This is a genomic window from Bartonella sp. MR30HLJHH (assembly GCF_042194195.1).
In the GTDB taxonomy this organism is placed as follows: domain Bacteria; phylum Pseudomonadota; class Alphaproteobacteria; order Rhizobiales; family Rhizobiaceae; genus Bartonella; species Bartonella grahamii.
This window is the reverse complement of record NZ_JBHIMO010000011.1, coordinates 1-26,599: the sequence shown is the minus strand read 5'-3', so window position 1 is coordinate 26,599 and position 26,599 is coordinate 1. Positions and strand designations below refer to the sequence as shown.

Sequence of the window (26,599 nt, the reverse complement as noted above, 5' to 3'; positions counted from 1 at the left end):
TCAAAGGCAAAAAACATGCACCGTTATCGCAGTCATCATTGTGCGGCTCTTCGTAGATGTGATGTAGGAGCACGAGTCCGTCTTTCGGGATGGGTTCATCGTGTTCGTGATCATGGAGGAATTCTTTTTGTGGATTTACGTGATCATTTTGGAATCACACAAATTGTTGCTGATCCTGCTTCGCCGGCTTTTAAAGTTATTGAAAAAGTGCGTTCTGAATGGGTTATTCGTGTGGATGGAGAGGTATGTGCACGTTCTGATGAGGTTATTAATGCAACGCTTCCAACAGGTGAGATTGAAATTTTTGCACAAGAGGTAGAAATTCTTTCAAAATCTGATGAACTTCCTTTACCGGTTTTTGGTGAGCCTGATTATCCAGAAGATATTCGATTAAAATATCGTTTTCTTGATTTGCGTCGGGAGACTATGCACAAAAATATCATGCGTCGGACTGAAATTATTGCAGCTATGAGACGGGCTATGCAAAATAATGGTTTTACGGAATTTACGACGCCACTTTTGACAGCTTCATCACCGGAAGGAGCACGTGATTTTTTGGTTCCAAGTCGTGTTCATCAGGGAAAATTTTATGCGCTACCGCAAGCACCACAGCAGTATAAACAGTTGTTGATGATGTCAGGTTTTGATCGTTATTTTCAGATTGCTCCATGTTTTAGAGATGAAGATCCAAGGGCCGACCGTCTTCCTGGTGAATTTTATCAATTAGATGTTGAAATGAGTTTTGTTGAACAAGAAGATGTTTTAGCAACTATGGAACCTATTATGCGTTCTATTTTTGAAGAATTTGCAGATGGAAAAACTGTGACACAGAGTTTTCCTCGCATTTCCTATGATGAAGCAATGCAAAAATATGGTTCTGATAAGCCTGATCTACGTAATCCGATCATTATGGAAGATGTTTCTCAACATTTTTATAATTCTGGTTTCAAAGTCTTTGCTCAAGTTTTAACGAATGATGAGAATGCACAAGTGTGGGCTATTCCAGCTAAAACGGGTGGAAGTCGTGCTTTTTGTGATCGTATGAATGTGTGGGCACAAGGTGAGGGGCAACCAGGGCTCGGTTATATTTTTTGGCGTGAAGAAAAAGGAAAATTTGAAGGAGCAGGGCCTATTGCCAAAAATATTGGTGAACAGAGGACTGAAGCAATCCGTATACAGCTTGGACTTGAAAGTGGTGATGCTTGTTTTTTTGTGGCTGGAGATCCAAAAAAATTCGCATCTTTTGCTGGAGCAGCCCGTACACGGGTAGGGGAAGAATTAGATCTTCTCGATAGAGAGAGTTTTTCTTTGGCGTGGATTGTTGATTTTCCATTTTTTGAATGGAATGAAGATGAGAAAAAGATTGATTTTGCACATAATCCTTTTTCCATGCCTCAAGGGGGAGAAAATGCTCTTGCCTGTCAAGATCCTCTTACTCTTAAAGCTTTTCAATATGATCTTGTTTGCAATGGTTATGAAATTGCATCAGGTGGAATTCGTAATCACTTACCAGAAATGATGCTTAAAGTTTTTGAATTTGTAGGACTTTCTGAGGAAGTTGTGAAAGATCGTTTCGGTGGTCTTTATCGTGCATTCCATTATGGGGCTCCGCCACATGGTGGGATGGCTGCGGGAATTGACCGCATCATTATGCTGTTGCAAGGTGTTAAAAATTTGCGTGAAGTTGCTTTATTTCCTATGAATCAACAGGCGCTTGATCTTTTGATGAGTGCTCCGTCGGATGTTTCTCTTATACAATTACGTGATTTAGGAATCCGTATGGCTCCTACTCACAAAAATAGCTCATAAAGTTGATTATGGATTGTTTTTGTCTTTTTTATGTAGAGTGAAGTTTTGATGCCTCTCAAGAGCATCATGTGTGTGCTGTTTGTGAAATTTAGATAGGCAAAACGCCTATTGTGTTTATTCTTTATAGGCATTTTTATTCCTTATTTTTATAGTGACTCTTCCCTTTGTGATAGGTGAGGAAATGATTGTGATTATTTTATCATGAATAAATTAGAAATGAGAGAATTCTATAATATTTAGGAGTCTTATTTTAGTTGAAAAAAATGAATTATCTTTATAATAAAAGATGATGTTTGAAAGATGCTTTAGTCATTCCAAAGAGGATGAAATAATTCTTTGTGAGCAGTTAAGTTATTGTCGGATTTGACAAAGCTTTCAATAAATTACTTAGGACAAGGGGGAGGGACATGTATAAATTTTTCAAATTGATATAATTTTCTGTTCATGTTTTAATTGCAGCGTTTGTTTTTATGTAGTTGACTTTTAATAAAAAAGTCGATTCATAGAAGATTTCATTAAATACATCCTATAAAATAATTTCTTATTATTGTGGGAATTGTTTTTTTAATACTATGTCTGATAAAATGAATTTACCTTTTGATAAAGAACATATTGAACCAATAGAATTACGTTCTGCTTTACAGGAACGTTATTTGGCTTATGCACTTTCTACGATTACACACCGTGCGTTGCCTGATGTACGTGATGGATTGAAGCCTGTCCACCGGCGGATTGTTCATGCGATGCGTCTTCTCAAACTAAATCCTGGACAGTCTTATGCGAAATGTGCGCGGATTGTCGGTGATGTCATGGGAAAATTTCATCCTCATGGGGATGCGTCTATTTATGATGCTTTGGTGCGCTTGGCTCAAAGTTTTGCTGTTCGTTATCCGTTGGTTGATGGGCAAGGCAATTTTGGTAATATTGATGGTGATAATGCTGCTGCCATGCGTTATACAGAAGCACGTATGACTGAAGTGGCTGCATTGTTACTTGAAGGAATTAATGAGAATGCTATTGATTTTCGTTTAACCTATAATGAAGAAGATGAAGAGCCTGTTGTTTTACCAGGAGCTTTCCCTAATCTTTTAGCAAATGGTTCTTCTGGTATTGCTGTTGGTATGGCAACATCTATTCCACCCCATAATGTTTCTGAGCTTTGTGATGCAGCGCTCCATTTGATTGCGCATCCCGATGTAAATGATGAGGAATTAAATCAATTCGTTCTTGGTCCTGATTTCCCGACAGGGGGAATTTTAGTTGAGCCTAAAAAAAGTATTGAGGAATCTTATCGTATTGGGCGTGGATTCTTTCGCTTGCGTTCACGTTGGCATCAGGAATCGGGTAGCCGTGGTTCTTATGTGATTATTGTGACTGAAATTCCCTATCAGATTCAAAAGTCACGTCTTATTGAAAAAACAGCAGAGTTATTGCTTGCACGGCGATTGCCAATGCTTGAGGATATCCAAGATGAATCAGCAGAAGATATCAGAATCGTGCTGGTTCCTAAAAATCGTACGGTTGATCCGGAGCTTCTTATGGAGTCTCTTTTTAAATTGACTGATTTTGAAGTAAGATTTCCACTTAATCTGAATGTTTTGTCTTTGGGAAAAATACCCAAGGTTCTCTCTTTGCGTGAGAGTTTACAGCAATGGCTCGAACATCGTCAAGAAGTCCTCATTCGTCGCTCTCATTATCGGCTTGATCAAATTGATTGTCGATTAGAAATTCTTCATGGATATCTTATCGCTTATTTAAATCTCGATGAGGTTATTCAGATTATTCGTGAAGAGGATGAACCTAAAAAGCAGCTGATTAGTCGTTTTGAATTAATAGAAAATCAAGCTGAAGCTATTCTTAATATGCGCTTGCGTTCTTTGCGTAAGCTTGAGGAATTTGAAATTCGTAAAGAATTTGAAAGTTTGAAAGCTGAAAAAGAAAAGCTACAGAATTTGTTGGCTTCTTCTATAAAACAATGGAAAATAATTTCAGAAGAAATCAAAAAAGTTCGAAATACTTTTGGTCCTGAAACACTCTTAGGGAAAAGACGTACGACATTTGAAGAGGCACCTAGACATGATCTTGATGATATTCAACAAGCAATGATCGAAAAAGAACCGATTACTATTGTTATTTCTGAAAAGGGGTGGATGCGTGCTTTAAAGGGACATTTGAACGATTATAAAGCACTTTCTTTTAAAGAAGGAGACAGTTTAAAGTTAGCATTTCCAGCATTTACGACCGACAAGATTGTGCTGATAAGTACGGGGGGAAAGTTTTTTGCTATTGGTGCAAATAGTCTACCTGGAGGGCGGGGACATGGTGAACCTATTCGTCTTTTAGTTGATATGGATGATGAGCACGATGTTCTTACAGCTTTTGTGCATCACGCAGAGGAAAAATTACTTTTGGTTTCATCTTACGGTAATGGTTTTATTGTTTCTTCTGCAGAAGTGATTGCCAATACACGAAAAGGAAAGCAAGTGATGAATGTGAAAGCTCCTGATAAGGTAAAGCTTTGTGTTCAAGTAAATGGTGATCATGTTGCAGTGGTTGGTGAGAACCGTAAAATGCTTATTTTTTCTATTGAACAAATACCAGAAATGAATCGCGGTAAAGGTGTTCGTTTACAGCGTTATAAAGAAGGTGGTGTTGTTGATGCCAAGACTTTTAATTTATTAGAAGGCTTAAGTTGGCAAGATACAGCTGAACGAATCTTTAACCGTCAGGCGGACGATCTCATTGAATGGATGGGAACGCGTGCGGGCGTCGGGCGTTTGGTTCCAAAAGGATTTCCAAAATCAGGAAAATTTATTAATTAAATGTATTTTATAAATGGGAAAATTCCCTATGGTGTTATAATTGTGTAAGATATCAATTTATAAAGATAATTTATTATCTTTATATTGAAAGAAAAATTTAAAGCGTGAGTTTTTTTATTTCGATCTTGTTCAGGTTAAATCAATTAAAACTGTTTTTTAACATTACAGCATTTATGGGTGCTGTCGTGAAATAATTTGATATTTTGAGAGCTGTACCTTTAAACAAACAATGTGAATGTTTAACACAAGAGTGTTCTATTTGGAGATGCTTTATTTGTCTGATAGGCTTATCCCCTTACTGTTCAAGAGAGATGTTATTAATCTTTCGTAGTAATATTTATTCGTTAGGATTGCTATGATATTGCCTAAAAAGATGACCACGTTCAGCCCATAAGACGAGAAGTATGGCAGCAAAACTCAAAAAGAAAAATCCTGCTGAGTTTGGGATGGTTGTTTCATCAAATTGTTGGGCAATAAAAAAGCTGAGTCCTGCACCGATAGATGTTTGAAGAAAGCCGGATACAGAAGAAGCTGTTCCAGCAATTTCCCCCACAGATTCGAGAGCGAGTGTATTGAAATTGGCCATAATGCCACCGCAGGCAAACATCAGTATACAGAATAATAGCATGTAAAAAGCAAAAGGAAGAATACCATCTGTTAAGATAGAGCCAATAAACCATACACATGAAGTGATACAAAAGAGCAAAAGCATAGTATGAGCAATACGCCGCATTCCAAGGCGTCCAACGAGTTGAGAGTTCATGAATGATGAGAAAGCCTGAAATGCAGCACCAACTGCAAAGGCAATAGGGAACCAAAGTCCTAGATTATAGATCCCTTCATACGTTTGTTGTGATGTATTAACGGCAGTAAAGATACAGCCTAAAATAATCGAAGTTGCTAGTGTATAGCAAAGTGTTGTGCGATTGGTTACTACAATCCATAAATTATGTTTGACTGAAGAAAAGGAAAGAGAGCGTTGCGCATAAAGAGTTTCAGGCAAGCGAAATTGAATCCAAATCATCAGCCCGAAACCAATCATTGCCATGAAAATAAAAATATATTGCCAATGTCCGAGCAGTAAAATAATCTGTCCTGTTGCGGGACCAACCATTGGTGCAACAAGAAAAACCATCATAACAATAGACATAACTTCTGCCATTTTTCGACCACTGTAAAGATCACGTACGACGGAAACTGTAAGAACCCGCATAGCAGCTCCTCCAATACCTTGTAAGATACGCAAAATAAGTAAGAGAGAAAAATCAGTTACAAAGGCACAGCCAATCGCCGTAAATGAATAAAAAGCAAGACCAATAAGAATAAGTTTACGTCGTCCATACCTATCGCTTATTGGACCGAAAAATATTTGAGCAATACCATAGCTAATAAGATAACTCGAAATGATATAATGTTGATCATTTTCATTGAGAACATTTAAGCCGTCTAAAATATTGGGCATAGCTGGCAGCATAATATCAACAGCTATAGCGTTAATAGCCATGAGTGAAGCAATGAGGATAACAAATTCTTTATAGCCAATTTTTTTTCTAATCGCATCACTATGCGTTTGTTCGTCGACTGAATATGACATACGGCATCCTTTGAAATATAAATTTCGTCTGAAAACAGCTCTTTTTAAGAGTCTGAATAAAATGAAAGATACCTATGATTGATTACAGGGAATATTTTTTTCTTTCAAAAGTTCCTGTAACTCATTGTTTTGAAACATCTCTTTAACAATATCACAGCCTCCGATAAATTCACCTTTAATATAAAGCTGTGGAATTGTTGGCCAATTTGAGTAATCTTTAATTCCTTGACGCAATTCGTTAGAAGTTAAGATATTAATTCCTTTATAATTCAAACCTAAATAGTCAAGGATTTGAACAACTTGTCCTGAAAACCCGCATTGCGGAGCGTCAGGTGTTCCTTTCATGAATAAAATGACGTCGTTTGTTTTAATCTCGTTGTCAATAAAATCATGAACAGTGGTCATTTTTATCCCTCGATATTTCAGATTTTTATAAGTGTGTAATTTATATTCATACTGTTTTTAATCGTATTAAATGAGTGAATGCAAGAAGAAATTTTAGATTATTTTGGGATATTCGTTTGCAACATTAAGGCGTGAAGGTCATTTCCCATATTGCCTTTAAGGGCATCATAGACCATTTTATGTTGTTGAACACGGGTTTTACCACGAAAACTTTCAGAAATAACTTCTGCAGCGTAATGTTCCCCATCTCCAGCAAGATCACGAATTGTTACAGTAGCATCAGGAATGCCTTCACGAATAAGCGTTTCAATTGCATGAGCACTCATTGCCATGATTATTTTCCTCTGTTTGTTAATTTTTTATAAGATTATCATATAGTCAAAAGAAATAAAAAATTCTTTATTCCTCGCCCATAAATTGCGGAAACCAACTTTCATAGGCTTTTGTGAGTTCATCTACTGAAAGTGTTAATATCTCTTCTATATTGAGAGAATTACCTTCAACTTGACCCAGCTCTGTTAAAGAAACTGTATTGATTTGTGCACGCTCTTTAAGACTATTGAGAGAGTGAGGTTTGACGGCTAAAAGATAACGTCCTTGGTCTTCTCCAAAAAGTTCTGCATGATGGGGTGGTTTATTGCTTAACGTTACTTTGATTCCCTTACCTGCTTTAATCACCATTTCAGCAAGTGCTATCGCTAACCCTCCGTCAGAAATGTCATGAGCAGCATGAATAAAACCGCTATTAATGGCATCTCGAACAAATTGACCATGCTTTTTTTCAAGTTGTAAATCTACAGGGGGAGGGGCACCTGCATCAATATTTAAAATGTTACGTGCATAGATTGATTGTCCTAAATGAGAGCCGCAATTTCCTACTAAAACAAGAATATCTCCATTTTGCATACCACTTATTGTTACCATTTTAGACCAATCATTAAGAAGGCCTACACCAGCAATTGTGGGGGTTGGAAGAATGGCTTCTCCATTTGTTTCGTTGTAAAGAGAAACATTGCCTGAAACGATAGGAAAATCGAGGATTCTACAAGCTTCTCCTATACCTTTAATAGCCAAAACCAGCTGTCCCATAATTTCAGGTTTTTCAGGGTTACCAAAATTGAGATTATCTGTAGCAGCCAGTGGTGTTGCACCTGTCGTACTAATATTTCGCCAGCATTCTGCGACAGCTTGTTTTCCTCCTTCATAAGGGTCTGCTTCACAATAGCGAGGTGTTACATCAGAAGAAAAAGCAAGAGCACGTTTGCTGTTGTTTCCTACACGGATAACGCCTGCATCACCTCCTGGACAAACAAGGCTATTTCCTTGGATAAGGGTATCATATTGTTCATAAACCCATCGCCGTGAACTTTGATCAGCAGAATTCAATAAGGTCAAAAGCGCATCACCAAGATTTTCAACTTTTTTGACGTCTTCTGCTTTCAAGGGTGTTTTTTTTGCCGGTTCACTCCAAGGACGATCATAAACAGGCGCTTCATCACCAAGCTCTTTGATAGGAAGATTGACAACTTCTTCTCCTTGATGAAATACACGAAAACGTAAATCATCGGTTGTTTTTCCAATGATAGAAAAATGCAGCCCCCACTTATGAAAAATTGCTTCTGCTTGCTTTTCTAGTTCTGGTTTAAGAACCATGAGCATACGCTCTTGACTTTCAGAAAGCATCATTTCATAGGCTGTCATGTTTTCTTCTCGAACAGGAACTGTATCGAGATTAAGCTGTATCCCTAGATTTCCTTTTGCACCCATTTCAACGGCAGAAGAGGTGAGTCCTGCTGCCCCCATATCTTGAATAGCAACTACGGCTCCAAGTTCCATGAGCTCTAAACATGCTTCAAGGAGACATTTTTCTGTAAAAGGATCACCTACTTGAACAGTTGGGCGTTTTTCACTGATTGAATCATCAAATTCAGCAGAAGCCATTGTTGCTCCACCGACACCATCACGTCCTGTTTTTGCACCAAGATAAACAACAGGGAGTCCAATACCTTGCGCTTTAGAATAAAAAAGGGCATTTGTCTTTGCAATACCGGCGACAAAAGCGTTAACAAGGATATTGCCATTATAACGCTCATCAAAATTTACTTCTCCACCAATAGTTGGAACGCCGAAAGCATTGCTGTAACCACCAATTCCAGAAACAACACCAGAAACAAGATGGCGTGTTCGTGGGTGGTCAGGAGCACCAAATCGCAATGCATTCATAGCAGCAACAGGACGGGCTCCCATTGTAAAGACATCACGTAAAATACCACCAACACCTGTCGCTGCACCTTGATAAGGTTCAATATAAGAAGGGTGGTTATGGCTTTCCATTTTGAAAACAACACATTGCCCTTCGCCAATATCGACAACACCAGCATTTTCACCAGGTCCTTGGATGACACATTTTCCTTCTGTCGGAAGAGTCTTTAGCCATTTTTTAGATGATTTATAGGAACAATGTTCGTTCCACATTGCAGAAAAAATTCCTAGTTCAGTAAATGTTGGTTCTCTACCGATTAACGTCAGGATACGTTGATATTCATCCTCTTTTAGCCCGTGTTGTGCAATGAGTTCTGGTGTAATAATGATGTTATTGCAAGGCTTCATGAGTATTTATCCGTTAAATTAATCGAAATTTAGCATTTTTATTTTTTTAATCTAGTAGCTTATATTATAAGCAATAATGTTGTTTAATAATAAATAGTTATAGATATTAATCTGAATTTTGTTCGTTTGTTTGGTGGGATTTAAGATTAAAATGGTCTTAAATACTTATGTGTTTAGAAAATAATATCCATTGTTGTTTGTGAAGAGCTTTGTTCATAGATTTACGATGCGAGGAATAGTATAGATCCTTGTTTTTGACAATCATGGAGCGCGAGTATTTTTGCAACATCATCCATTTACCAACTCTAAAGCACTTTGAAAAAGTAAACGACCGTCAATACCTCCGTGGGCGGGTTCAATAAAGTTTTCAGGATGAGGCATCATACCAAGAATATTACCAGCTTTATTAACAATACCAGCAATATCTTTCATTGAGCCGTTCGGGTTTGTATTTTCTGCATAGCGAAAAACAATTTGTTCATTGTCTTCCATTTTCTTTAATGTTTCACTATCAACAAAATAATTTCCATCGTGATGGGCAACAGGACAACGAATAATTTGTCCTTTAGAATAATATCGAGAAAATTTCGTCTTGGCGTTAACGACTTCAAGTTTGATTTCACGACAAACAAATTTTAAAGAAGCGTTACGCATTAAAGTTCCAGGTAATAATCCTGCTTCCAACAAAATTTGAAATCCATTACAGATACCTATTATTGTAGTACCTTCTTGTGCTTTTTCACGAATGGCTTTTAAGATGGGAGTTCGCGCTCCAATAGCACCACATCTTAAGTAGTCGCCATAGGAAAAACCACCAGGAATAATAATAACATCTACATTTGGAATTGTTGTTTCTGTTTGCCAAATTTTTAGTGGCTCAACTCCCGTTATATGATGTAATGCTGCAACCATATCTCGATCACGATTTAATCCAGGAAGTTGAATGATGGCAGTTTTCATGAGTGCCCCACTTAAAAAAGTTCGATTGTATAATTTTCAATGACAGTATTTGCGAGTAACTCTTCACACATTTGTTCAAGTTTTTTCTTTGCGGTTTCAGAAGGTAGGTCATCAAGAACAATATCAAAAACCTTTCCTTGACGAATGGATTGAATGCCTTCGAAAGCTAAACTTTTTAAAGCACCGACAATTGCTTCTCCTTGTGGATCAAGAACGCTTTCTCTTAAAGTAACCGTAATGCGTGCTTTCATTTTTTGCTTCCTGCTTGTTAAAAGAACCTCTCCTTTGAAGAGGGGTATTTATATAAGGTGATGTTTTTTGCCCTGTTTTTACTTTACGAGAACGGGACCACTTGGTCGTGTTGGTTCGTTTTCATTCATAATACCGAGGCGTTTGGCAACTTCTTGATAGGCATTAATAAGCCCACCCATATCACGACGAAAACGGTCTTTATCCATTTTTTCTTGTGTGTGTATATCCCATAGTCGTGCAGAATCAGGTGAGATTTCATCAGCAAGAACAATACGCATTGTTTCATCTTCCCACAGGCGACCAAATTCCATTTTAAAATCAATTAATTGGATGTTAACACCGGCAAAAAGCCCAGAAAGAAAATCATTAACACGAATTGAAAGTTGCATGATATCTTCTAGCTCTTGTGGGACAGCCCACCCAAAAGCTGTGATATGTTCTTCCGTTACCATAGGATCATCGAGAGAATCATTTTTATAGTAGAACTCAATGATGGCTTGCGGAAGCGGAGTTCCTTCTTCCAGTCCTAAACGCTTAGCAAGAGAGCCGGCAGCAACATTGCGAACAACAACTTCCAACGGAATGATTTCCACTGCTTTAATAAGCTGTTCGCGCATGTTTATACGTTTGATAAAATGTGTTGGGATGCCCAAACGTCCAAGATGACTAAAGATATGTTCCGAAATTCGGTTGTTTAAAACCCCTTTTCCGTCGATAATTTCATGTTTTTTTGCATTAAAGGCAGTTGCATCATCTTTAAAAAATTGAATATAAGTTCCTGGTTCAGGTCCTTCATACAAAATTTTAGCCTTGCCTTCATAAATACGGTGGCGACGATTCATCATGATTCTCTATTTATCTTGAGAGGTTTTTAATAACATTGGTAAATGATACTATCCTAATTGATAGAATTTCTCAATGATATTGCTATGATACTTTTATAATTTTTGTCATTACACGTCTACCTAAAGGTGAAGATATATAAGTGATGAGAAAGAAGATCACCTCTCTTTGATCAAATTTTTGCAAGAAAGTGAGAGAGGACCATAAGCCCTTCAGGCCAAGGTCCGTGTCCGGATTCTGCGTTAATATGGCCAGAATACCCAGCATCAACAAAGAGTGATCCCCAATCATTGGCAATTTTTTCTGCTACTGAAAATTGACAAAACTCATCGTTGCGACTGGCTATGACAATAGAAGGAAAAGGCAGTTTTTGACGATGATAGGGGCCAAATGTCATTAAATGTTTGGGACGTATTTTCTCATTGGAGACATCTGGAGGTGCAACAAAGAAAGCGCCGCAAATTTTTTCTGTATTTTGTACCGTTGCATGAATAGCGCTGGGAACTCCTAATGAATGAGCAATAAGCATAACAGGCCTTTGAGCTTTTGCGATGGCAGTTTTAATTTTGTTAACCCACTCTTCACAAACAGGCTTTGACCAATGGAGTTGTTCAATGCGGCGGGCCGTCGACAATTTTTTTTCCCAGCGTGTTTGCCAATGATCTGGACCAGATCCTTTGTAGCCAGGAACAATAAGAATATCGAGTTGATTTGCTTTCATGAATTGTTTTCTTTGTTACAATAGATTTTTGATCATAGGTAGAATAGATTTGGGTTTTCTATGTCGCCTTTATTGTTCTTCAAAAACACGTTTAAAAATCGTATTGATATGTTTGGTGTGGTAAGAAAGATCAAATTTTTCACGAAGTTCTTCTTCACTTAAAGCTTTGGTAACATCTTTGTCGTTGAGGAGTTCTTCTAAGAAATCTTTTCCTTGTTCCCAAACTTTCATCGCATTTCGTTGTACAATCCGATAAGAATCTTCACGACTGATTCCTGCTTGCGTGAGTGCTAAAAGCACCCGTTGTGAGTGAACAAGACCGCGGAATTTATTGAGATTTTTTTGCATATTTTCTGGATAGACAATGAGATTTTCAATGACAGATGTGAGGCGAGAAAGAGCAAAATCAAGTGTAATAGTCGCATCTGGAGCAATATAACGCTCAACAGATGAATGGGAAATATCACGTTCATGCCAAAGTGCAACATTTTCCATGGCTGGGAGTGCAAATGCACGTACCATGCGGGCTAATCCAGTTAGATTTTCTGTTAAAACTGGATTACGTTTATGAGGCATCGCCGATGAACCTTTTTGCCCAGGTGAGAAATGTTCCTCTGCTTCAAGAACTTCTGTTCGTTGTAAATGGCGTATTTCTATTGCTAACCTTTCAATAGAGGAAGCAATAACACCAAGTGTTGCAAAAAACATAGCATGACGATCTCTTGGTATTACTTGAGTGGAAACCGGTTCAGCACGCATCCTCAAGGCTTTTGCTACATGTTCTTCAACGCGGGGATCGATATTTGCAAAAGTTCCTACAGCTCCTGAAATTGCGCAAGTAGAAATTTCTTCTCGTGCTGCAAGAAGACGTTTGCGACAACGGGAAAATTCAGCGTATGCGAGAGCAAACTTGATTCCAAATGTTGTCGGTTCAGCATGAATGCCATGACTCCTCCCAATGGTGATTGTCTCTTTATGTTCAAAAGCACGTCTTTTTAATGCTTCAAGAAGTTGATCTATATCCTCTAGCAAAATATCACTAGCACGCATCAATTGAATGTTTAGCGTTGTATCTAGAACATCAGATGATGTCATGCCTTGGTGGATAAAACGTGCCTCTGGTCCAATGAATTCAGCTAGGTGGGTCAGAAATGCGATAACATCATGTTTGGTAATTGCTTCAATTTCATCAATGCGATTGATATCAAATTTAGCTACTGCCCCTTTTTCCCAAATGACTTTGGCGGCTTCTTTTGGAATAATCCCTAAGTGAGCAAGGGCATCACAGGCATGCGCTTCAATTTCAAACCAAATACGATATTTTGTTTCTGGAGACCAAATTGCTACCATTGCAGGGCGGGAATAACGTGCGATCATTATTTTTTTCCTTCTTGTGAGAGGATTGCGGCTTGGCGCAATGCATTAATACGTGTTTTGTAAAGCTCTTTATTTCCGTTTTTATAAATTGCAGAGCCTGCGACAAATACATTTGCACCAGCTTTTGCAGTTATCCCAATTGTATCAACGGTGATACCACCATCAACTTCAAGATCAATAGGGCGGTTTGCAATCATGCTTTTAACGCGCTTAATTTTATCTTTTATTTCTGGAATAAAACTTTGTCCACCAAAACCGGGATTAACCGTCATGATGAGAATGAGATCTAATTGATCAAGCAAATATTCAAGTACATGTTCAGGGGTGCTTGGATTGAGTGCAATTCCTGCTTTTTTTCCCATTTTTTTTATTGTTTGTAATGAACGATGAAGATGTGGACTTACTTCAGCATGAATGGTTATAATATCTGAACCTGCTTTTGCAAAAGCTTCCAAATAAGGGTCTACCGGTGCGATCATCAGGTGGACATCAAATGTTGCTTTGGTTAATGGGCGCAGAGCCTTGACGATTTCAGGACCAAAGGTGATGTTAGGAACAAAGTGCCCATCCATGATATCAAGATGAAGCCAATCGGCACCAGCATCAACAACATCTAACATTTCTTGTCCAAGTTTAGAAAAATCAGAAGCCAAGAGTGAAGGCGAAATGAGATGAGAATGGGGCATTAAAATCTCCTTGATTGGCTGTTTTTATCATATCGCTGTGTATACACAAATATCTTTTGTGTTATGACGGAAAAGAAAAAAATATGTATTATAGGTCTTTGTTATGGAAAGATCGCTTGAAATTTTAAAGCTTTATAAGTGAAAGATATGTCGAATCATAAAACATATTTGATGCCTGAACTTCAACATAATATTGCGGTTTCTTCCCAAGAATATCGAGATGCCATGAGTCTTTTTGCAGGAGCTGTGCATATTGTGACAACAAATGGCATTAAGGGAAGACGCGGGGTGACTGTTTCGGCGTGTTGTTCTTTATCTGATAATCCTCCAACCCTTCTTGTCTGTCTCATGCGCCATAATTTAAAGAATCAGGTGTTTATGGAGAATGGGAATTTTTGTGTTAATAGCTTGGCAGGAAAACATCGTCCATTAGCGGATGTTTTTTCGAGGTGTTGCACTCTTACACAAAATGAGCGTTTTGATGCTGCTCAATGGGGAGTTTTGCAAACGGGGGCGCCTAGTCTTTCAGACGCTTTAGCGTCGTTTGATTGTCGTTTGATTTGTTGGCATGAGCACGCAACCCATTGTGTTTTGATTGGTGAGGTTGTTGCAATCAACTGTAATAAAGAAAAAGATGCTTTGATGTATTTGAAACGTGAATATCACACTTTGCCTTTATAAAGATTTTATTTTTTTGCATTGCTGAAATGATTTATTGTTGCTTCATTTAGATTTTAAACAATGAGAAAGTAGGGAAGAGATAGCTCTGATATCTGACTATTAGATTTCCTTCTTTTTGAAGTTTCTCAGTAAGCAAGAAAAATGTTCTGGATGAGATTTGATCAAGAATCCAACCTACATAGAAAAGCGATCAAACCTAAACAGTGCGTTTAGACATATTTGTAGATTGTTATGAAAAAACATTTTACTCTTGTGTTGATGAGTATTGCACAATATATAGACCGCACATAGCATATGTGGAGGTTTTTTATTGCATGAGCGAAGAGATTGATGGTCAATATCGCCCTAGTGAAGATGAGCCTTTTATGAATGAGCGGCAAAAGGCGTATTTTCGTGCTAAATTGGTTTCTTGGAAGAATGATATATTAAAAGAAGCTCGTGAGACTTTGGAAAATTTGCAGGAAGAGAATGTTGGTCAACCTGATTTGACTGATAGGGCTTCTTGTGAAACTGATCGTACAATCGAATTACGTGCGCGTGATCGTCAGAGGAAACTTATTTCAAAAATAGATGCTGCTTTAGAGCGCATTGATAATGGGACATATGGCTTTTGTGAAGAAACCGGCGAACCCATTAGTATAAAGCGTCTTGAGGCTCGGCCGATAGCCGTTTTGTCATTGGAAGCGCAAGAACGTCACGAACGACGTGAAAGAGTTTATCGCGATGACTAAGGGCATTGAAATGGTAAACAAACAAAATTTATGGTGATAAAATTGTATATTTTTATTTTTGAGGGGTAGGAATGAATAAAGATGGTTCTTGCCGCCCCTCAATTTCGGCGGTAATTGCTGAATCTTTTACCGCTTGATTCGTAAAAGGAGAGGGATTTTTATCCGGTATATCGTTTCTTTCTGTAGGGGCGGAATTTGGATGTGTAAGTGTTTCTCTCTTTTGTATTTTTGATGTACCGGTAATATCGGATTCTACAACCACATCTGTTAAACCGCCAATAAGGAGCAAATGTTCTTTATTATCGCAACGGACTAAAACAAGGCGGCGTGCTCGATCTATAGAAATTACTTCACATAATGCTAATCGTGATAGACTTTTTTTTCTATTAATGCTGAATCTTCTCGTACTTAAACGACGTAAAAACAAGATAATTATGGTAATAGCTACGATTGTTATTATAAAAAACAAAAAGCTTATCGTTATTTTCGCAGCAGATATACCTATTTGCTCTGATAACCAGATATACATAGATTTTCTCCCATTTTTGTGTGAAAATACCGTTTTTTATCGAGATAAATTTATAAACACACCCTTAAAAGGTTCACTTAAATACAAGAAATAAACTTTTTAACATTAAGTGAGCTTTCTTAGAGAGATAATATCATAGTATATACTTTATAACAATGAATATAAAGGAAGTTTTGTGATATAAGAAATAGCTAAATCTAAGGCAATGAGAGATGGATAAAGGTTTTGATAATAATAAAAGATCAGCGTCTTCTGTTCATCGAAGAGTTGTGATTTGTAGTGTTGTTTTTATATTAGGTTCTCTTTTCATTGTGGGTATTTTAGGTTTTTTTTATCCACAAAGCTATTTGCAAAAGGCTATATTGATATCTTTTTTGATTCTAGCAATTATCGGCGTTGCAACACTCGTTTTGTGTGGAATAGGAATTTTAAGATACCATGTGTGGTCGCATGAAGATTTTAATTTTAGCATCTTTAATGAGAGCGATGATGCAATTGTAATCTCTGACCTTTCTGGTTTTGTTTATTATTCTAATCAAAACTATCGAAAAATTCTGACCTATAAGCCTGAAGTGTCTTGTTATACGGTTATTGCTGATCTTCCAGGAGCTGGCGCACTTTCGTATCGCTTAAAGGTTGCAGCCTGTAATAATCTTGCAGCGCAAGAGGAATTAAGAGTAGAACAACCAATTTTTACCGATGCTACACCAAAAAAATCTGTTTGGTATAATATTTCTGTTCAACCTATCACAAAACAGAAAAAAAAGCTTTTATTTTGGCGTATTGCTGATATTTCGCATTTACAACAAACGCGAGAAGTTTTTTTCTCGAACCTTCAAGAGGCTATCAATCACTTGGATCAAGCTCCTATTGGTTTTGTATCAGTTAATACACAAGGAACTATTCTTTATGCTAATGCGGTTTTTGCCGAATGGTTTTCAATTGATTTAGCGAGTTTTTCAATTGGTCAATATAATTTTGATTCGTTATTTGATAGCGTTGGCGCTAAGAGCTCATGGAGTGATATCTGTTTGCAAACCAATAGATATCAAAGTTCAGGTTACTCTTTACCTTATAAGTTTTCGTTATGTTTAAATTCACAGACGACTTGTGAGAAAATATTCCATTGTCTTATATCTGTTTCTTCTCTTTTAGAAGAGGAAGCCGTTTATCGCATTCTGATCATTCCACAACAAATACAAAAAGAAGAGGACGATCAATTAAAATTACCCACTATATTAGGAGAATATTTTAATGCGAGTCCTTTTGCAATAGCCGTGGTGGATCATGAAGGGCAATTGGTTCATATGAATAAAGCTTTTTCATCACTCACGGGATGTGTGGACAAAGCAGTCAATTTTTATGATGTTATTTCTCGTCGTGATTGTGTGCAGTTAGAGCGTTCTTTTCAGAGAATTGCGACAAATAAAAATTATTTTGTTTCTCTAGAAACTGTTTTGGAAAAAAATGAAGAATGTCATTTACGGCTTCATATTATGTCTGTACCGCCCTATCATGGTGATGCATTGCAAGATTTGCTTATTATCTCTGTGATTGAAACAACTGAACAAAAAACGCTTGAAGATAAAATGATGCAAAGTCAGAAAATGCAAGCTGTTGGACAATTGGCTGGCGGCATTGCTCATGATTTTAATAATGTTTTAACAGCAATTTTAATGTCGTGTGATCTTCTTTTAAATACGCATCGTAGTTCTGATCCTGCTCATGCTGATCTGATCAATATTAAAAATAATGCTAATCGTGCAGCTGCTCTTGTACAACAATTATTAGCTTTTTCTAGAAAGCAAACACTTCGACCTGAAGAAGTTGATTTTACTGAATTTTTATCGGATATTCGCAATCTTATTTTACCACTCTTGGGGAATAATGTTCAGTTAAAAATTATCCATGGAAGAGATTTGTGGAGTGTTGAAGTTGATCAAGCATCTTTTCAGCGTGTTATTATGAATTTGGTTATTAATGCGCGTGATGCCATGCTAGATGGAGGTATTGTTACGATTGCGACAAACAATATTACAAAGCAACAAAGCGCTGAATTTAATCATCTTGGTTTAGCAATTGGTGAGTATGTACAATTGACTATTTCAGATACAGGGGCTGGTATATCTGCTGCTATACAAGAAAAAATGTTTGAGCCATTTTTTACAACAAAAGAAGTTGGAAAAGGAACAGGCCTTGGTTTATCAATGGTTTATGGAATTATCAAGCAGAGCGGTGGGTACATTTATTGTGAAAGTAAAGAAGGTGAAGGAGCAACATTTCATATTTTTCTTCCCCGTTATATCCCCAATATAAAAGGAGAAATTTCTCAAAAGATTGAAAAAGATGAAGAGAAAGATAAAAATATAGACTTAACAGGATCTGCGACTGTTTTATTGGTTGAAGATGAAGATGCGGTCAGAATGGGGGGGGTAAGAGCTCTTCAAATGAGAGGATATACGGTTTTAGAGGCAGCGAGTGGGGTGGAAGCACTCTCTATTCTTGAGGACCAAAAAGAAGCTGTTGATATTATTGTTTCCGATGTGGTGATGCCAGAAATGGATGGGCCCACTTTATTGAAGGAAGTACGTAAAAACTATCCTGATATCAAATTTCTTTTCGTTTCTGGATATGCAAAAGATGCTTTTGCTAAAAATCTTCCACAAGATGCTGTTTTTGGTTTTTTATCTAAACCTTTTACACTCAAAGAGTTAGCTCTAACAGTTAAAGAAACACTTTCGTCATGAGGCAAAAAATTTTATGCAATAGCAAAATTGCGTATTTAAGATTTTTTAAGCGAAATGCGAGAGTATTTTGATAAATAGAGCGTATGACAATGTCATAGAACTGAATAAAAAAGAAGAATTTGAAAATTTAACTAAAATTCAAAAAAATCACACATTCTGCGCAAAAATTTATGAAAAGATAAACTCTATTACGTCAACATTTAATAGAGATTTTCAATTATAGACACTAAGCACAAATTATGTGTAAAACATTGAAAAAGGCTGATTAATAGATTGTTGATACACTCAAAAAGATAAAAGCTGTTGCTGCGTATCTACCATTTTGCTCTTCCCTTCAATAAATGCTTTTAAAGCTTCGGGGTAGAGTTTATGTTCTGCTTTAAGAACTCTTTGTGCTAAGCTCTCAGCAGTATCATGGGGATAGACTGGAACGGCTGCTTGGGCAAGGATTTTTCCTGCATCCATGTCTTTTGTAACAAGGTGAACAGTGCAACCTGTGATTTTTACGCCTGCTTGTAAAGCTTTTTCATGTGTGTTTAAGCCTTTAAATGAAGGCAAAAGAGAAGGATGAATGTTTAAAATTCGTCCTTCGTAAAGTTTTACAAAACGTGGTGAGATAAGGCGCATATATCCTGCAAAGCAGAGAAAATCGGGTTTATATTGATCTAAAATCGTAAAAATACGTTCTTCATGCTCTTCTTTTGTTTTGTAAATTTTGCGATCAACAATATGAATAGGTAAGTTATGGTTTCGCGTCTTTTCAATACCGTTTGCACGCGGATTATCGCAAATAACCGCGACGATTTCAGCAGGATATTCCTTTTGCTGACTAGCTTGAGCAAGGGCGACCATATTGGATCCATTACCAGAAATAAAAACGACGATTTGTTTTTTCATAAATGCAGTACCCCTTTATAAAGTATTTCTTTATTTTGATCTTGGCGTTTTGTTAAAATGCCAAGGGGAGTTACATTCTCTCCTTTTCTTTCAAGAGCTTGCGTAATTGTTTCAGCTGCATGCTGTGCTACAATAATGATCATGCCAATACCACAATTGAATGTTCTTAACATTTCTGTTTCTTCTATTTTACCTTGTTTGGCAATCCATGAAAATACTGCTGGAACATTGATGGTAGAAAGATTAATTTCAGCGCAGAGAGAAGATGGAACGACACGTGGAATATTTTCAGGAAAGCCTCCACCCGTAATATGAGCAAGAGCTTTAATCCCTTCGTATTTTTGCATGATGGGAAGAAGCAATTTTACATAAATGCGTGTTGGTGTAAGAAGTGCTATACCAAGGCTGTTTTCGGAGGCAAAAGGGGCAGGGTCATTCCATTTGAGATCATGTTGCTGGATGATTCGTCGAACAAGCGAAAAGCCATTGGAATGAATCCCAGAGGCGCTTAGACCTAATATAATATCCCCTTCTGTTAAATCTTTTGAAGGGAGTAGCTTGCTGCGTTCGCATGCTCCTACAGCAAAACCGGCTAGATCATAATCTCCCTCTGCATACATTCCTGGCATTTCTGCAGTTTCTCCTCCAATAAGAGCAGCACCGGCTTGTTTACATCCTTCTGCAATACCAGAAATAATCGTAGCACCTTGTTCAGGGTCAAGCTTTCCAGTTGCAAAATAATCCAGAAAAAAGAGAGGTTCAGCCCCTTGTACGAGTAAATCATTGACACACATAGCTACAAGATCAATACCTACAGTGTTATGGTGACCTACTTCAATGGCAATTTTTAATTTTGTTCCCACACCATCATTGGCTGCTACTAGGATAGGATCTGTAAAGCCAGCTGCTTTTAAATCAAAAAGACCACCAAAACCGCCAATTTCTGCATCTGCTCCGGCTCGTTTTGTCGCGCGTATAAAGGGTTTAATTTTTTCTACCATGGCATTACCCATATCGATGTTTACACCGGCTTTTGCGTAGGTAAGACCAACTTTGGATTTATTATTTGTAAGATCTTGATTGCTCATTGGAGCCTTCCTTTAATGGAAAATCGGGTTTTGATATTATGCAATGCCATGATAGAGTTCTCTCTGCAAGAGATATTGATAAGAAAATAAGCAACTTTGCTTGTACCTTATTTTGAAGATGTTTATAATTTTTTGTGAAGAATTTTTTAGGATATTTTATGAGCAAGATATCAGATAATCACGATCAGTCTTCTTGGCAGCTTATGAGAAAGAAAGTGAGTGAGAATACATCTCGTGATCGTTATAAGACTTATGTGCCAGCGTATACTCAATTACCGTTGCCGAATAATATGAAAAGGCAAATCTTTTTTTGGCTTGGTACGTTGATTTTTTTCATTTTTTTTATGTTTGTTTTTGGATCGATTTTGCTTCCTTTTGTGGCAGGGATTGTGCTGGCTTATTTTCTCAATCCCATTGTTCAATTACTTGAAAAATTTGGTATTCGTCGTGTGTTTGGGACTGTCCTCATTACCTTATTTATTGTTATTACTTTTGTTGCTGCTTTAGTTATTTTGATTCCTGTTATTAGTTGGCAAATACAGCAATTTATGAGTGATGGTTTACCTGTTTATATTAATCGTATTCAAACCTTTTTTGTTGAGCATGATTTTGATTGGATAAGGCGCTATTTTGGAAGTGATCCAAATGAATTACGGAATAATATTAAAGGATTTTTGGGAGAAGGTTCGGATTTTATTACCTCTCTTTTGAACTCACTTTTAAAATCAGGAAAATCTATCGTTAATATCGTTAGCCTATTTGTTGTGGCACCTGTGGTGGCATTTTATATGTTATTAGATTGGCCACGTATGGTCACAACAATCGATTCGTTAATACCGCGTGATCATCTTGAAACCGTTCGGAGTATTTTTCATGAAATGGATAGAGCTATTGCAGGCTTTGTTCGTGGGCAAGGAACAGTTTGTCTCATATTGGGAGGCTATTATGCTATTGGTTTAACGATTGCAGGACTCAATTTTGGTCTTTTGATTGGTATGTTTATTGGTCTTATTAGCTTTGTTCCTTATATCGGCACAATGAGTGGTTTGGTTCTTTCTGTTGGTATTGCATGGGTCCAGTTTTATCCCAATAATTGGGGGGGAATCATCGTTGTGATGGCACTTTTTTTAATTGGTCAATTTATTGAAGGTTATATTCTTCAACCCAAGCTTGTAGGTTCATCAGTGGGATTACATCCCGTATGGTTGATGTTTTCGCTTTTTGCTTTTTCTTCACTCTTTGGTTTTACTGGTATGCTTGTTGCTGTTCCTGCGGCAGCGGCTGTTGGCGTTTTAGTTCGTTTTGCTCTTCATACTTATCTTAGTTCTCAGATGTACTCGCGAAGGGGAAATTCGGAGCCGCTAAAATGAATGGGCGTGAAACGCAATTATCTTTAAACTTTCCTTATGATCCGATTTTTCAATTTGAGGATTTAGTGGTAACGGAAAGCAATCGTATGGCTTTTCAGCTTATTGATCATTGGCCCAATTGGAGCTTACCTATTGCAGTTTTGGCTGGAAAAGAAGGATCTGGAAAAACGCACTTTTCTGATATATGGCTCCAAAAAGCAGATGCTTTCAGGATTCAGCACAATGAAATCGATCAGGCTGTTACTATGGCTTCTTTAGGCAGATCATTTTTAATAGAGGATATTGATGCAGGTGAAATTAATGAGACAGAACTTTTTCATTTAATTAACAGTATTAAGCAAGCAAATCTTGATGCACGACAAGCTACTTTATTGATGACGGCACGGACACTTCCTTCCGCTTGGAATTTAAAGTTAAATGATCTAAAAAGTCGTCTTAATTCGGTGATGTTCGTTGAAATTAATCAGCCTGATGATGCATTGTTAACAGCTGTTGCATTTAAGCTTTTTTCCGATAGGCAACTTATTGTACATCCAGATACGGTTTATTATCTTGTAAGTCGTTGTGAACGTTCTTTATTTTCATTGAAGCGTGTTATTGATTCTGTTGATCAGTTGGCATTACAAAGAAAAAGAAAAATAACACGTGCTGTTATTGCTGAAGTTTTGAATAGAAGAAGTCCGTAAATACTCCTTATCATGGCTTACTTATTCTGTCCTTCTATTATCGTTTCAATATGTGGAAAGACAAGTCATTTAAATTTGCTCCTTTTTGGATATCTGTTAAGAGTGAAAAATAGTATTTTTTACTTTTGGCATGTATTTATTTTAAATAGCTTTGAGATTTTATTGTACGATTTTGAATTCTTTCCATTTTCGCATTTGAAAATTTTTCTAAAAAAAGCGCTTTATTTTATTTATAATGAAACTTTTGTGCTTTGAAAAAATGTTTGTTGTTTATGGATTTGGATTGTAGAAGATTCTAGGATTTTTAATAAAAGAATCCTTTGGAAGATAGAAAAAGAGGGAAAAAAGCTTAATACAGCTGATTTTTTTGGCTTATGGTCTCTTTAGGAAAGTTTTTCTATGATATTTAAGTCGTTTTTTTCTAAAATTGTATCTGTAGAATGCGTTTTGATACAGTGAGAGCTTGCTTAAAGCAGGATAAAAACTATGAAATCTCTTATAGAGAAATTCATTATTTTATTTAATATAGATTGGATTTTTTTACGGAGGTTATTTTCTATTATTTGTTAATAAATCTGTTATTGAGTAGGGGAAAAAATTTAAAAATGTGTTTTTTTGTAAAGAAATGCAACAAAATTAAAAAAAAGTGTGTTTTTCTCTTGCACTTCTGTTGTGAAAATTTTAGGAAATGTGCATCAAGTAATTGTAAATGGCGGAGCGTAGCGCAGCCTGGTAGCGCACCTGATTTGGGATCAGGGGGTCGTAGGTTCGAATCCTATCGCTCCGACCATATTTGATTAAGTGTGTGAGAATGACCCAATTGGGTACGTGTGGTGGAAAACTATCATTCAAGCGTTGTGTAATCTGAAGGAAAAAGGCATGATCGCACGTATTTATAGTCCTGCTAAGACAGCTATGCAGTCAGGTAAGGGGAATACAGGTTTTTGGATTCTAGAGTATGAGCCGGTGAAAGCAAAAATGCTTGAACCTCTTATGGGGTACACGGCAACGTCTGATATGAATAATCAAGTAAGGATCAGGTTTAATAGGAAGGAAGAAGCGATTGCTTTTGCGCGTAAGAATGCTATCTCTTACCGTGTAGAAAAGAAACATACGTCGATTCGACGTGCTATTTCTTATTCTGATAATTTTCGCAGTGATCGGCAGCACTCTTGGACACATTGAATTAAAGATGCTATTTTGAATTGAGAAAATAATCAGTTGGGTCCCGTAGCTCAGCTGGATAGAGCAACGGCCTTCTAAGCCGTGGGTCACAGGTTCGAATCCTGTCGGGATCACCATCCAATTTTTACCCATGTATAACGTATTTATTCTTTGTAGTCTTTTGTTAAGCTTCGGGAACATTAACAAAAGTTCTGGGATAGGATTTTCCAACGTACTTTTACAAAGCTCATCTGTTTCCTCCAACGTTCTCTAATAATTTTTTGAATTCTTTGAGAACCACTATTTTAAATGCCAAAGACATTATCTATCGCCTCCATGAGGTGTAAAGAGTATTCCGCGATTAATATTCTTACTACTCCAGATTCTTTCAAGTAAACTTAAAGATCTAATTGTAGCTGCGATGTGTGTTGCGGATAAAATACTCCGATGATAATATGTGGATTTCTCGCTATTTTATGACCTTTAGACGTTGTTCCTAAAAAAATAAACATCTTTTGTATTGGCAATATCGTTATAGTATTTTTGCTGAACTAGCTGAATAGCTTCCTTGTCGGATTTGACTCTTTTCCTGCAGTTCCAGTAAAGTTGACCTATCTCCCAATCTGCTATCATTAGCGTGCTATTAACATTTTTATCATCTGTAAATTCATATGAAAATTTGTAAGGCAATTTTTTTGTTCGTATAAAATTGTTCGTTTTATCAAAGAATGATCCCTGCCGGATTAATTCATAAACAACTTCCTCCCTTTTAGGATTCCGTATTGGATTAATCGGTTTAAAAGAAAACTTTTTAATTCGTGCTGGCTTAAAAATAGCTAATGAAAATTCATTAGATTTTGCTCCTACAATTACAGTATGTAAATTAGTGTATACCGTATTCTTAGCTAGTATTAAGCACTTAGGCTCTTTCCAATTCCATTTAGATGAAATGGGACCCGCAAAGCTTAATATCTTCAATGTTGCATGGTCTATAACTCTCTAGCCTATGATCTTTAGGATTTTTTTCAAGAGAAAGCTCTATCTATTGATATTTTTTGTATTGTGTTTTTAGAAATCGGAATGGTGCTGGATAAATTCTAATCCAAGGACCATCTTCCCTAACGCCAGCAGTACACACTAGCTCTATATACCTCGTAGAAGGCGTTGGATAAGTTTTCACCGTAATCAACACCCGTTGCTTTTTTATTACTGCCATATTTATTCTTTAGATGTGCTTTATTTCATAGTTCTAATCTGGCAATTGAGTGAGAGCTAATGCGACTTTCCCTCGATGACACGTGTATATATTAGCTTCAAAACAAGTAATTGCAATACGCTTGTTGTCTAAAAAAGCTGATATAATTTTCTGATTGCATTGCTATTGTTCTTGAGAATTGTATTTTGATAATCTTCAAAAAGGCATTCATAATCTTTTTGTGTATCCAAATTCTGATGCTTTTCAGACACAATGCTCAGTTCTGGTATATGCACATACTTAATACCAAGCTTAGCTAAGTTATTGGACAGTTGTGTTTGGGAAAATCCGTATTTTCGGCTTATAGGATTTTTGCGAACATCGCATAAAAGTTTGATATTATTTTTGATAAGTCGGTTAAGATAGTTATCAAAAGAGGCACCTTTATAACCGATAGTATAAAAACAAAAGGTTTCATCTTTTAATCGAAATTCGTCAATTTTTTCTAAGTCTTTTTCATCCATAACTTCATCTGCTATTTGACTATTAATCGTAAAATAGGGATAATTTTTGTATACATACCGAACAAGTTCATTGCCTCTTATCGTGCTAAACTCTTCAATAAATGAAAAAAATTCATTTTGTATAGAAGGTGCAATATTGTTACTGTAATCACTATTTTCTGATACCAATTGCCAATAATTATGATCGTTAGCAAGGATTCCCATTTCCATAAGACGGCGTTTGTCAGCATAAGATTGAAAAGAAAAACAACCAAATTTGTAGGGTACAAAATCGTAACTGTGCACTTTTTCACGTTGTGTGAATAAAAATAAATACTTTTGAAAATCTGTACTTGAAAGACACCCTCCAAACTCTTGAAGTAGGCCAATAATATTTTTTGCCGTTTAAATAAAATTTTTTCTTTTATTTTCTCCACATGTTTATTCTAAGATCTCTCTATATCAAATCAAAAATTTACGCTGAGTTAAAACTTTCTGGCACAAATCCAGATAAAAAATAACGAAATGTAGCCTCTTCCTAGCATCCGATGTCATATCTTCCTAGCATCCGATGTCATATCATGAAAAAAAATTCTAAGAAAACAAAACAAGAATGCGGTGCGTTATAAATTTTATGTACTGGAGAAGGCACTAACTTATCTACTCTATATTCACTACCTTTTAAAATGATATTTCAACTCTTTGGGAACCACTATTTTAAATATGCAAAGACATTATCTATCGTCTTCACAAGATGAGCAAATTTAATAATCCACTTTCTAAAAAATTTCGCGCGTCTCAGAGTATGTTTAGAGTCGGATATTTGGTTTTTATGTAAAAATACTTACTAATGCATCCATAATACGTGAAAAATCAAGCGCTAATAAGAGTATAATGAGTACAATCCATTTCGTATAACGAGACATCAC

Annotated in this window: 23 protein-coding genes and 2 tRNA genes; 10 read left to right on the top strand and 15 right to left on the bottom strand. The window is 36.7% G+C overall.

Annotated elements, in window-relative coordinates:
- Window positions 1-15: 15 nt before the first annotated feature.
- Complete coding sequence (gene aspS / locus ACFIKR_RS06840) at window positions 16-1,809, top strand: aspartate--tRNA ligase (RefSeq protein WP_375659333.1); 1,794 nt, start codon at window positions 16-18, stop codon at window positions 1,807-1,809.
- Between the two features lie 572 nt (window positions 1,810-2,381).
- On the top strand, window positions 2,382-4,631 hold the full coding sequence (gene parC / locus ACFIKR_RS06835; RefSeq protein WP_375659332.1) for a DNA topoisomerase IV subunit A: 2,250 nt from the start codon (window positions 2,382-2,384) through the stop codon (window positions 4,629-4,631).
- Window positions 4,632-4,968: 337 nt separating this feature from the next.
- On the opposite strand, the gene ACFIKR_RS06830 is transcribed toward parC, so the two are convergent.
- From ACFIKR_RS06830 to rpe, 10 genes are all read right to left on the bottom strand, one after another.
- Window positions 4,969-6,225, bottom strand: coding sequence for a multidrug effflux MFS transporter (locus tag ACFIKR_RS06830; RefSeq protein WP_375659331.1), 1,257 nt, complete (start codon window positions 6,223-6,225; stop codon window positions 4,969-4,971).
- A gap of 72 nt (window positions 6,226-6,297) precedes the next feature.
- Window positions 6,298-6,630, bottom strand: a complete 333-nt coding sequence (grxD, locus tag ACFIKR_RS06825; protein ID WP_375606638.1) for a Grx4 family monothiol glutaredoxin — start codon at window positions 6,628-6,630, stop codon at window positions 6,298-6,300.
- Window positions 6,631-6,728: 98 nt separating this feature from the next.
- Window positions 6,729-6,962 carry a BolA/IbaG family iron-sulfur metabolism protein gene (locus ACFIKR_RS06820; protein WP_005773427.1) on the bottom strand — a complete coding sequence of 78 codons (234 nt, stop codon included), beginning with the start codon at window positions 6,960-6,962 and terminating at the stop codon, window positions 6,729-6,731.
- A 67-nt stretch (window positions 6,963-7,029) separates the two neighbouring features.
- Window positions 7,030-9,240 carry a phosphoribosylformylglycinamidine synthase subunit PurL gene (purL, locus tag ACFIKR_RS06815; protein ID WP_375659330.1) on the bottom strand — a complete coding sequence of 737 codons (2,211 nt, stop codon included), beginning with the start codon at window positions 9,238-9,240 and terminating at the stop codon, window positions 7,030-7,032.
- Window positions 9,241-9,528: 288 nt separating this feature from the next.
- Window positions 9,529-10,200: a phosphoribosylformylglycinamidine synthase subunit PurQ gene (gene purQ, locus ACFIKR_RS06810; RefSeq protein WP_375659329.1), complete on the bottom strand. Its 672-nt coding sequence runs from the start codon at window positions 10,198-10,200 to the stop codon at window positions 9,529-9,531.
- A gap of 11 nt (window positions 10,201-10,211) precedes the next feature.
- Complete coding sequence (gene purS, locus ACFIKR_RS06805) at window positions 10,212-10,451, bottom strand: phosphoribosylformylglycinamidine synthase subunit PurS (protein WP_375623949.1); 240 nt, start codon at window positions 10,449-10,451, stop codon at window positions 10,212-10,214.
- 78 nt (window positions 10,452-10,529) lie between these two features.
- Window positions 10,530-11,294, bottom strand: a complete 765-nt coding sequence (gene purC / locus ACFIKR_RS06800; protein ID WP_375659347.1) for a phosphoribosylaminoimidazolesuccinocarboxamide synthase — start codon at window positions 11,292-11,294, stop codon at window positions 10,530-10,532.
- 173 nt (window positions 11,295-11,467) lie between these two features.
- Complete coding sequence (locus ACFIKR_RS06795; RefSeq protein WP_375635908.1) at window positions 11,468-12,016, bottom strand: RBBP9/YdeN family alpha/beta hydrolase; 549 nt, start codon at window positions 12,014-12,016, stop codon at window positions 11,468-11,470.
- 69 nt (window positions 12,017-12,085) lie between these two features.
- Window positions 12,086-13,393: an adenylosuccinate lyase gene (gene purB, locus ACFIKR_RS06790; RefSeq protein WP_015856489.1), complete on the bottom strand. Its 1,308-nt coding sequence runs from the start codon at window positions 13,391-13,393 to the stop codon at window positions 12,086-12,088.
- A complete protein-coding gene (gene rpe, locus ACFIKR_RS06785; protein ID WP_375659328.1) occupies window positions 13,393-14,079 on the bottom strand; it encodes a ribulose-phosphate 3-epimerase in 687 nt (228 codons plus the stop codon). Before rpe ends, purB begins: the two co-directional genes overlap by 1 nt.
- Before the next feature lie 147 nt (window positions 14,080-14,226).
- Between rpe and ACFIKR_RS06780 the strand changes: the two genes are divergently transcribed.
- Complete coding sequence (locus ACFIKR_RS06780) at window positions 14,227-14,760, top strand: flavin reductase (RefSeq protein WP_375659327.1); 534 nt, start codon at window positions 14,227-14,229, stop codon at window positions 14,758-14,760.
- Window positions 14,761-15,074: 314 nt separating this feature from the next.
- A complete protein-coding gene (gene dksA, locus ACFIKR_RS06775; protein WP_015856486.1) occupies window positions 15,075-15,491 on the top strand; it encodes an RNA polymerase-binding protein DksA in 417 nt (138 codons plus the stop codon).
- 52 nt (window positions 15,492-15,543) lie between these two features.
- Here dksA and ACFIKR_RS06770 read toward each other — a convergent pair whose 3' ends face one another.
- Window positions 15,544-16,020 (bottom strand): hypothetical protein, encoded by a 477-nt coding sequence (locus ACFIKR_RS06770; RefSeq protein WP_375659326.1) that lies wholly within the window; start codon window positions 16,018-16,020, stop codon window positions 15,544-15,546.
- A gap of 212 nt (window positions 16,021-16,232) precedes the next feature.
- Between ACFIKR_RS06770 and ACFIKR_RS06765 the strand changes: the two genes are divergently transcribed.
- The gene (locus ACFIKR_RS06765; protein ID WP_375659325.1) at window positions 16,233-18,767 is read left to right on the top strand and encodes a response regulator; all 2,535 of its coding nucleotides are present in this window, start codon (window positions 16,233-16,235) and stop codon (window positions 18,765-18,767) included.
- Window positions 18,768-19,052: 285 nt separating this feature from the next.
- Here the strand turns inward: ACFIKR_RS06765 and purN are convergent, their stop codons facing one another.
- A complete protein-coding gene (gene purN / locus ACFIKR_RS06760) occupies window positions 19,053-19,664 on the bottom strand; it encodes a phosphoribosylglycinamide formyltransferase (RefSeq protein WP_375659324.1) in 612 nt (203 codons plus the stop codon).
- Window positions 19,661-20,752, bottom strand: a complete 1,092-nt coding sequence (gene purM, locus ACFIKR_RS06755; RefSeq protein WP_375659323.1) for a phosphoribosylformylglycinamidine cyclo-ligase — start codon at window positions 20,750-20,752, stop codon at window positions 19,661-19,663. Before purM ends, purN begins: the two co-directional genes overlap by 4 nt.
- A 158-nt stretch (window positions 20,753-20,910) precedes the next feature.
- Here purM and ACFIKR_RS06750 point away from each other — a divergent pair, with 158 nt between their 5' ends.
- From ACFIKR_RS06750 to ACFIKR_RS06730, 5 genes are all read left to right on the top strand, one after another.
- On the top strand, window positions 20,911-22,122 hold the full coding sequence (locus ACFIKR_RS06750) for an AI-2E family transporter (RefSeq protein WP_375659322.1): 1,212 nt from the start codon (window positions 20,911-20,913) through the stop codon (window positions 22,120-22,122).
- Entirely contained in the window at window positions 22,119-22,808 is a 690-nt protein-coding gene (hdaA, locus tag ACFIKR_RS06745) for a DnaA regulatory inactivator HdaA (protein ID WP_375659321.1), read from the top strand. Before ACFIKR_RS06750 ends, hdaA begins: the two co-directional genes overlap by 4 nt.
- A gap of 713 nt (window positions 22,809-23,521) precedes the next feature.
- Window positions 23,522-23,598: transfer RNA gene (locus tag ACFIKR_RS06740), tRNA-Pro, on the top strand.
- 89 nt (window positions 23,599-23,687) lie between these two features.
- Window positions 23,688-23,993, top strand: a complete 306-nt coding sequence (locus ACFIKR_RS06735) for an ETC complex I subunit (protein ID WP_273791168.1) — start codon at window positions 23,688-23,690, stop codon at window positions 23,991-23,993.
- 39 nt (window positions 23,994-24,032) lie between these two features.
- Window positions 24,033-24,109 (top strand) — tRNA-Arg (locus ACFIKR_RS06730).
- Between the two features lie 346 nt (window positions 24,110-24,455).
- Here the strand turns inward: ACFIKR_RS06730 and ACFIKR_RS06725 are convergent.
- Window positions 24,456-24,950, bottom strand: coding sequence for a hypothetical protein (locus tag ACFIKR_RS06725; RefSeq protein WP_375659320.1), 495 nt, complete (start codon window positions 24,948-24,950; stop codon window positions 24,456-24,458).
- Between the two features lie 366 nt (window positions 24,951-25,316).
- On the bottom strand, window positions 25,317-25,976 hold the full coding sequence (locus ACFIKR_RS06720) for a DUF488 family protein (RefSeq protein ID WP_375659319.1): 660 nt from the start codon (window positions 25,974-25,976) through the stop codon (window positions 25,317-25,319).
- Window positions 25,977-26,599: the final 623 nt, after the last annotated feature.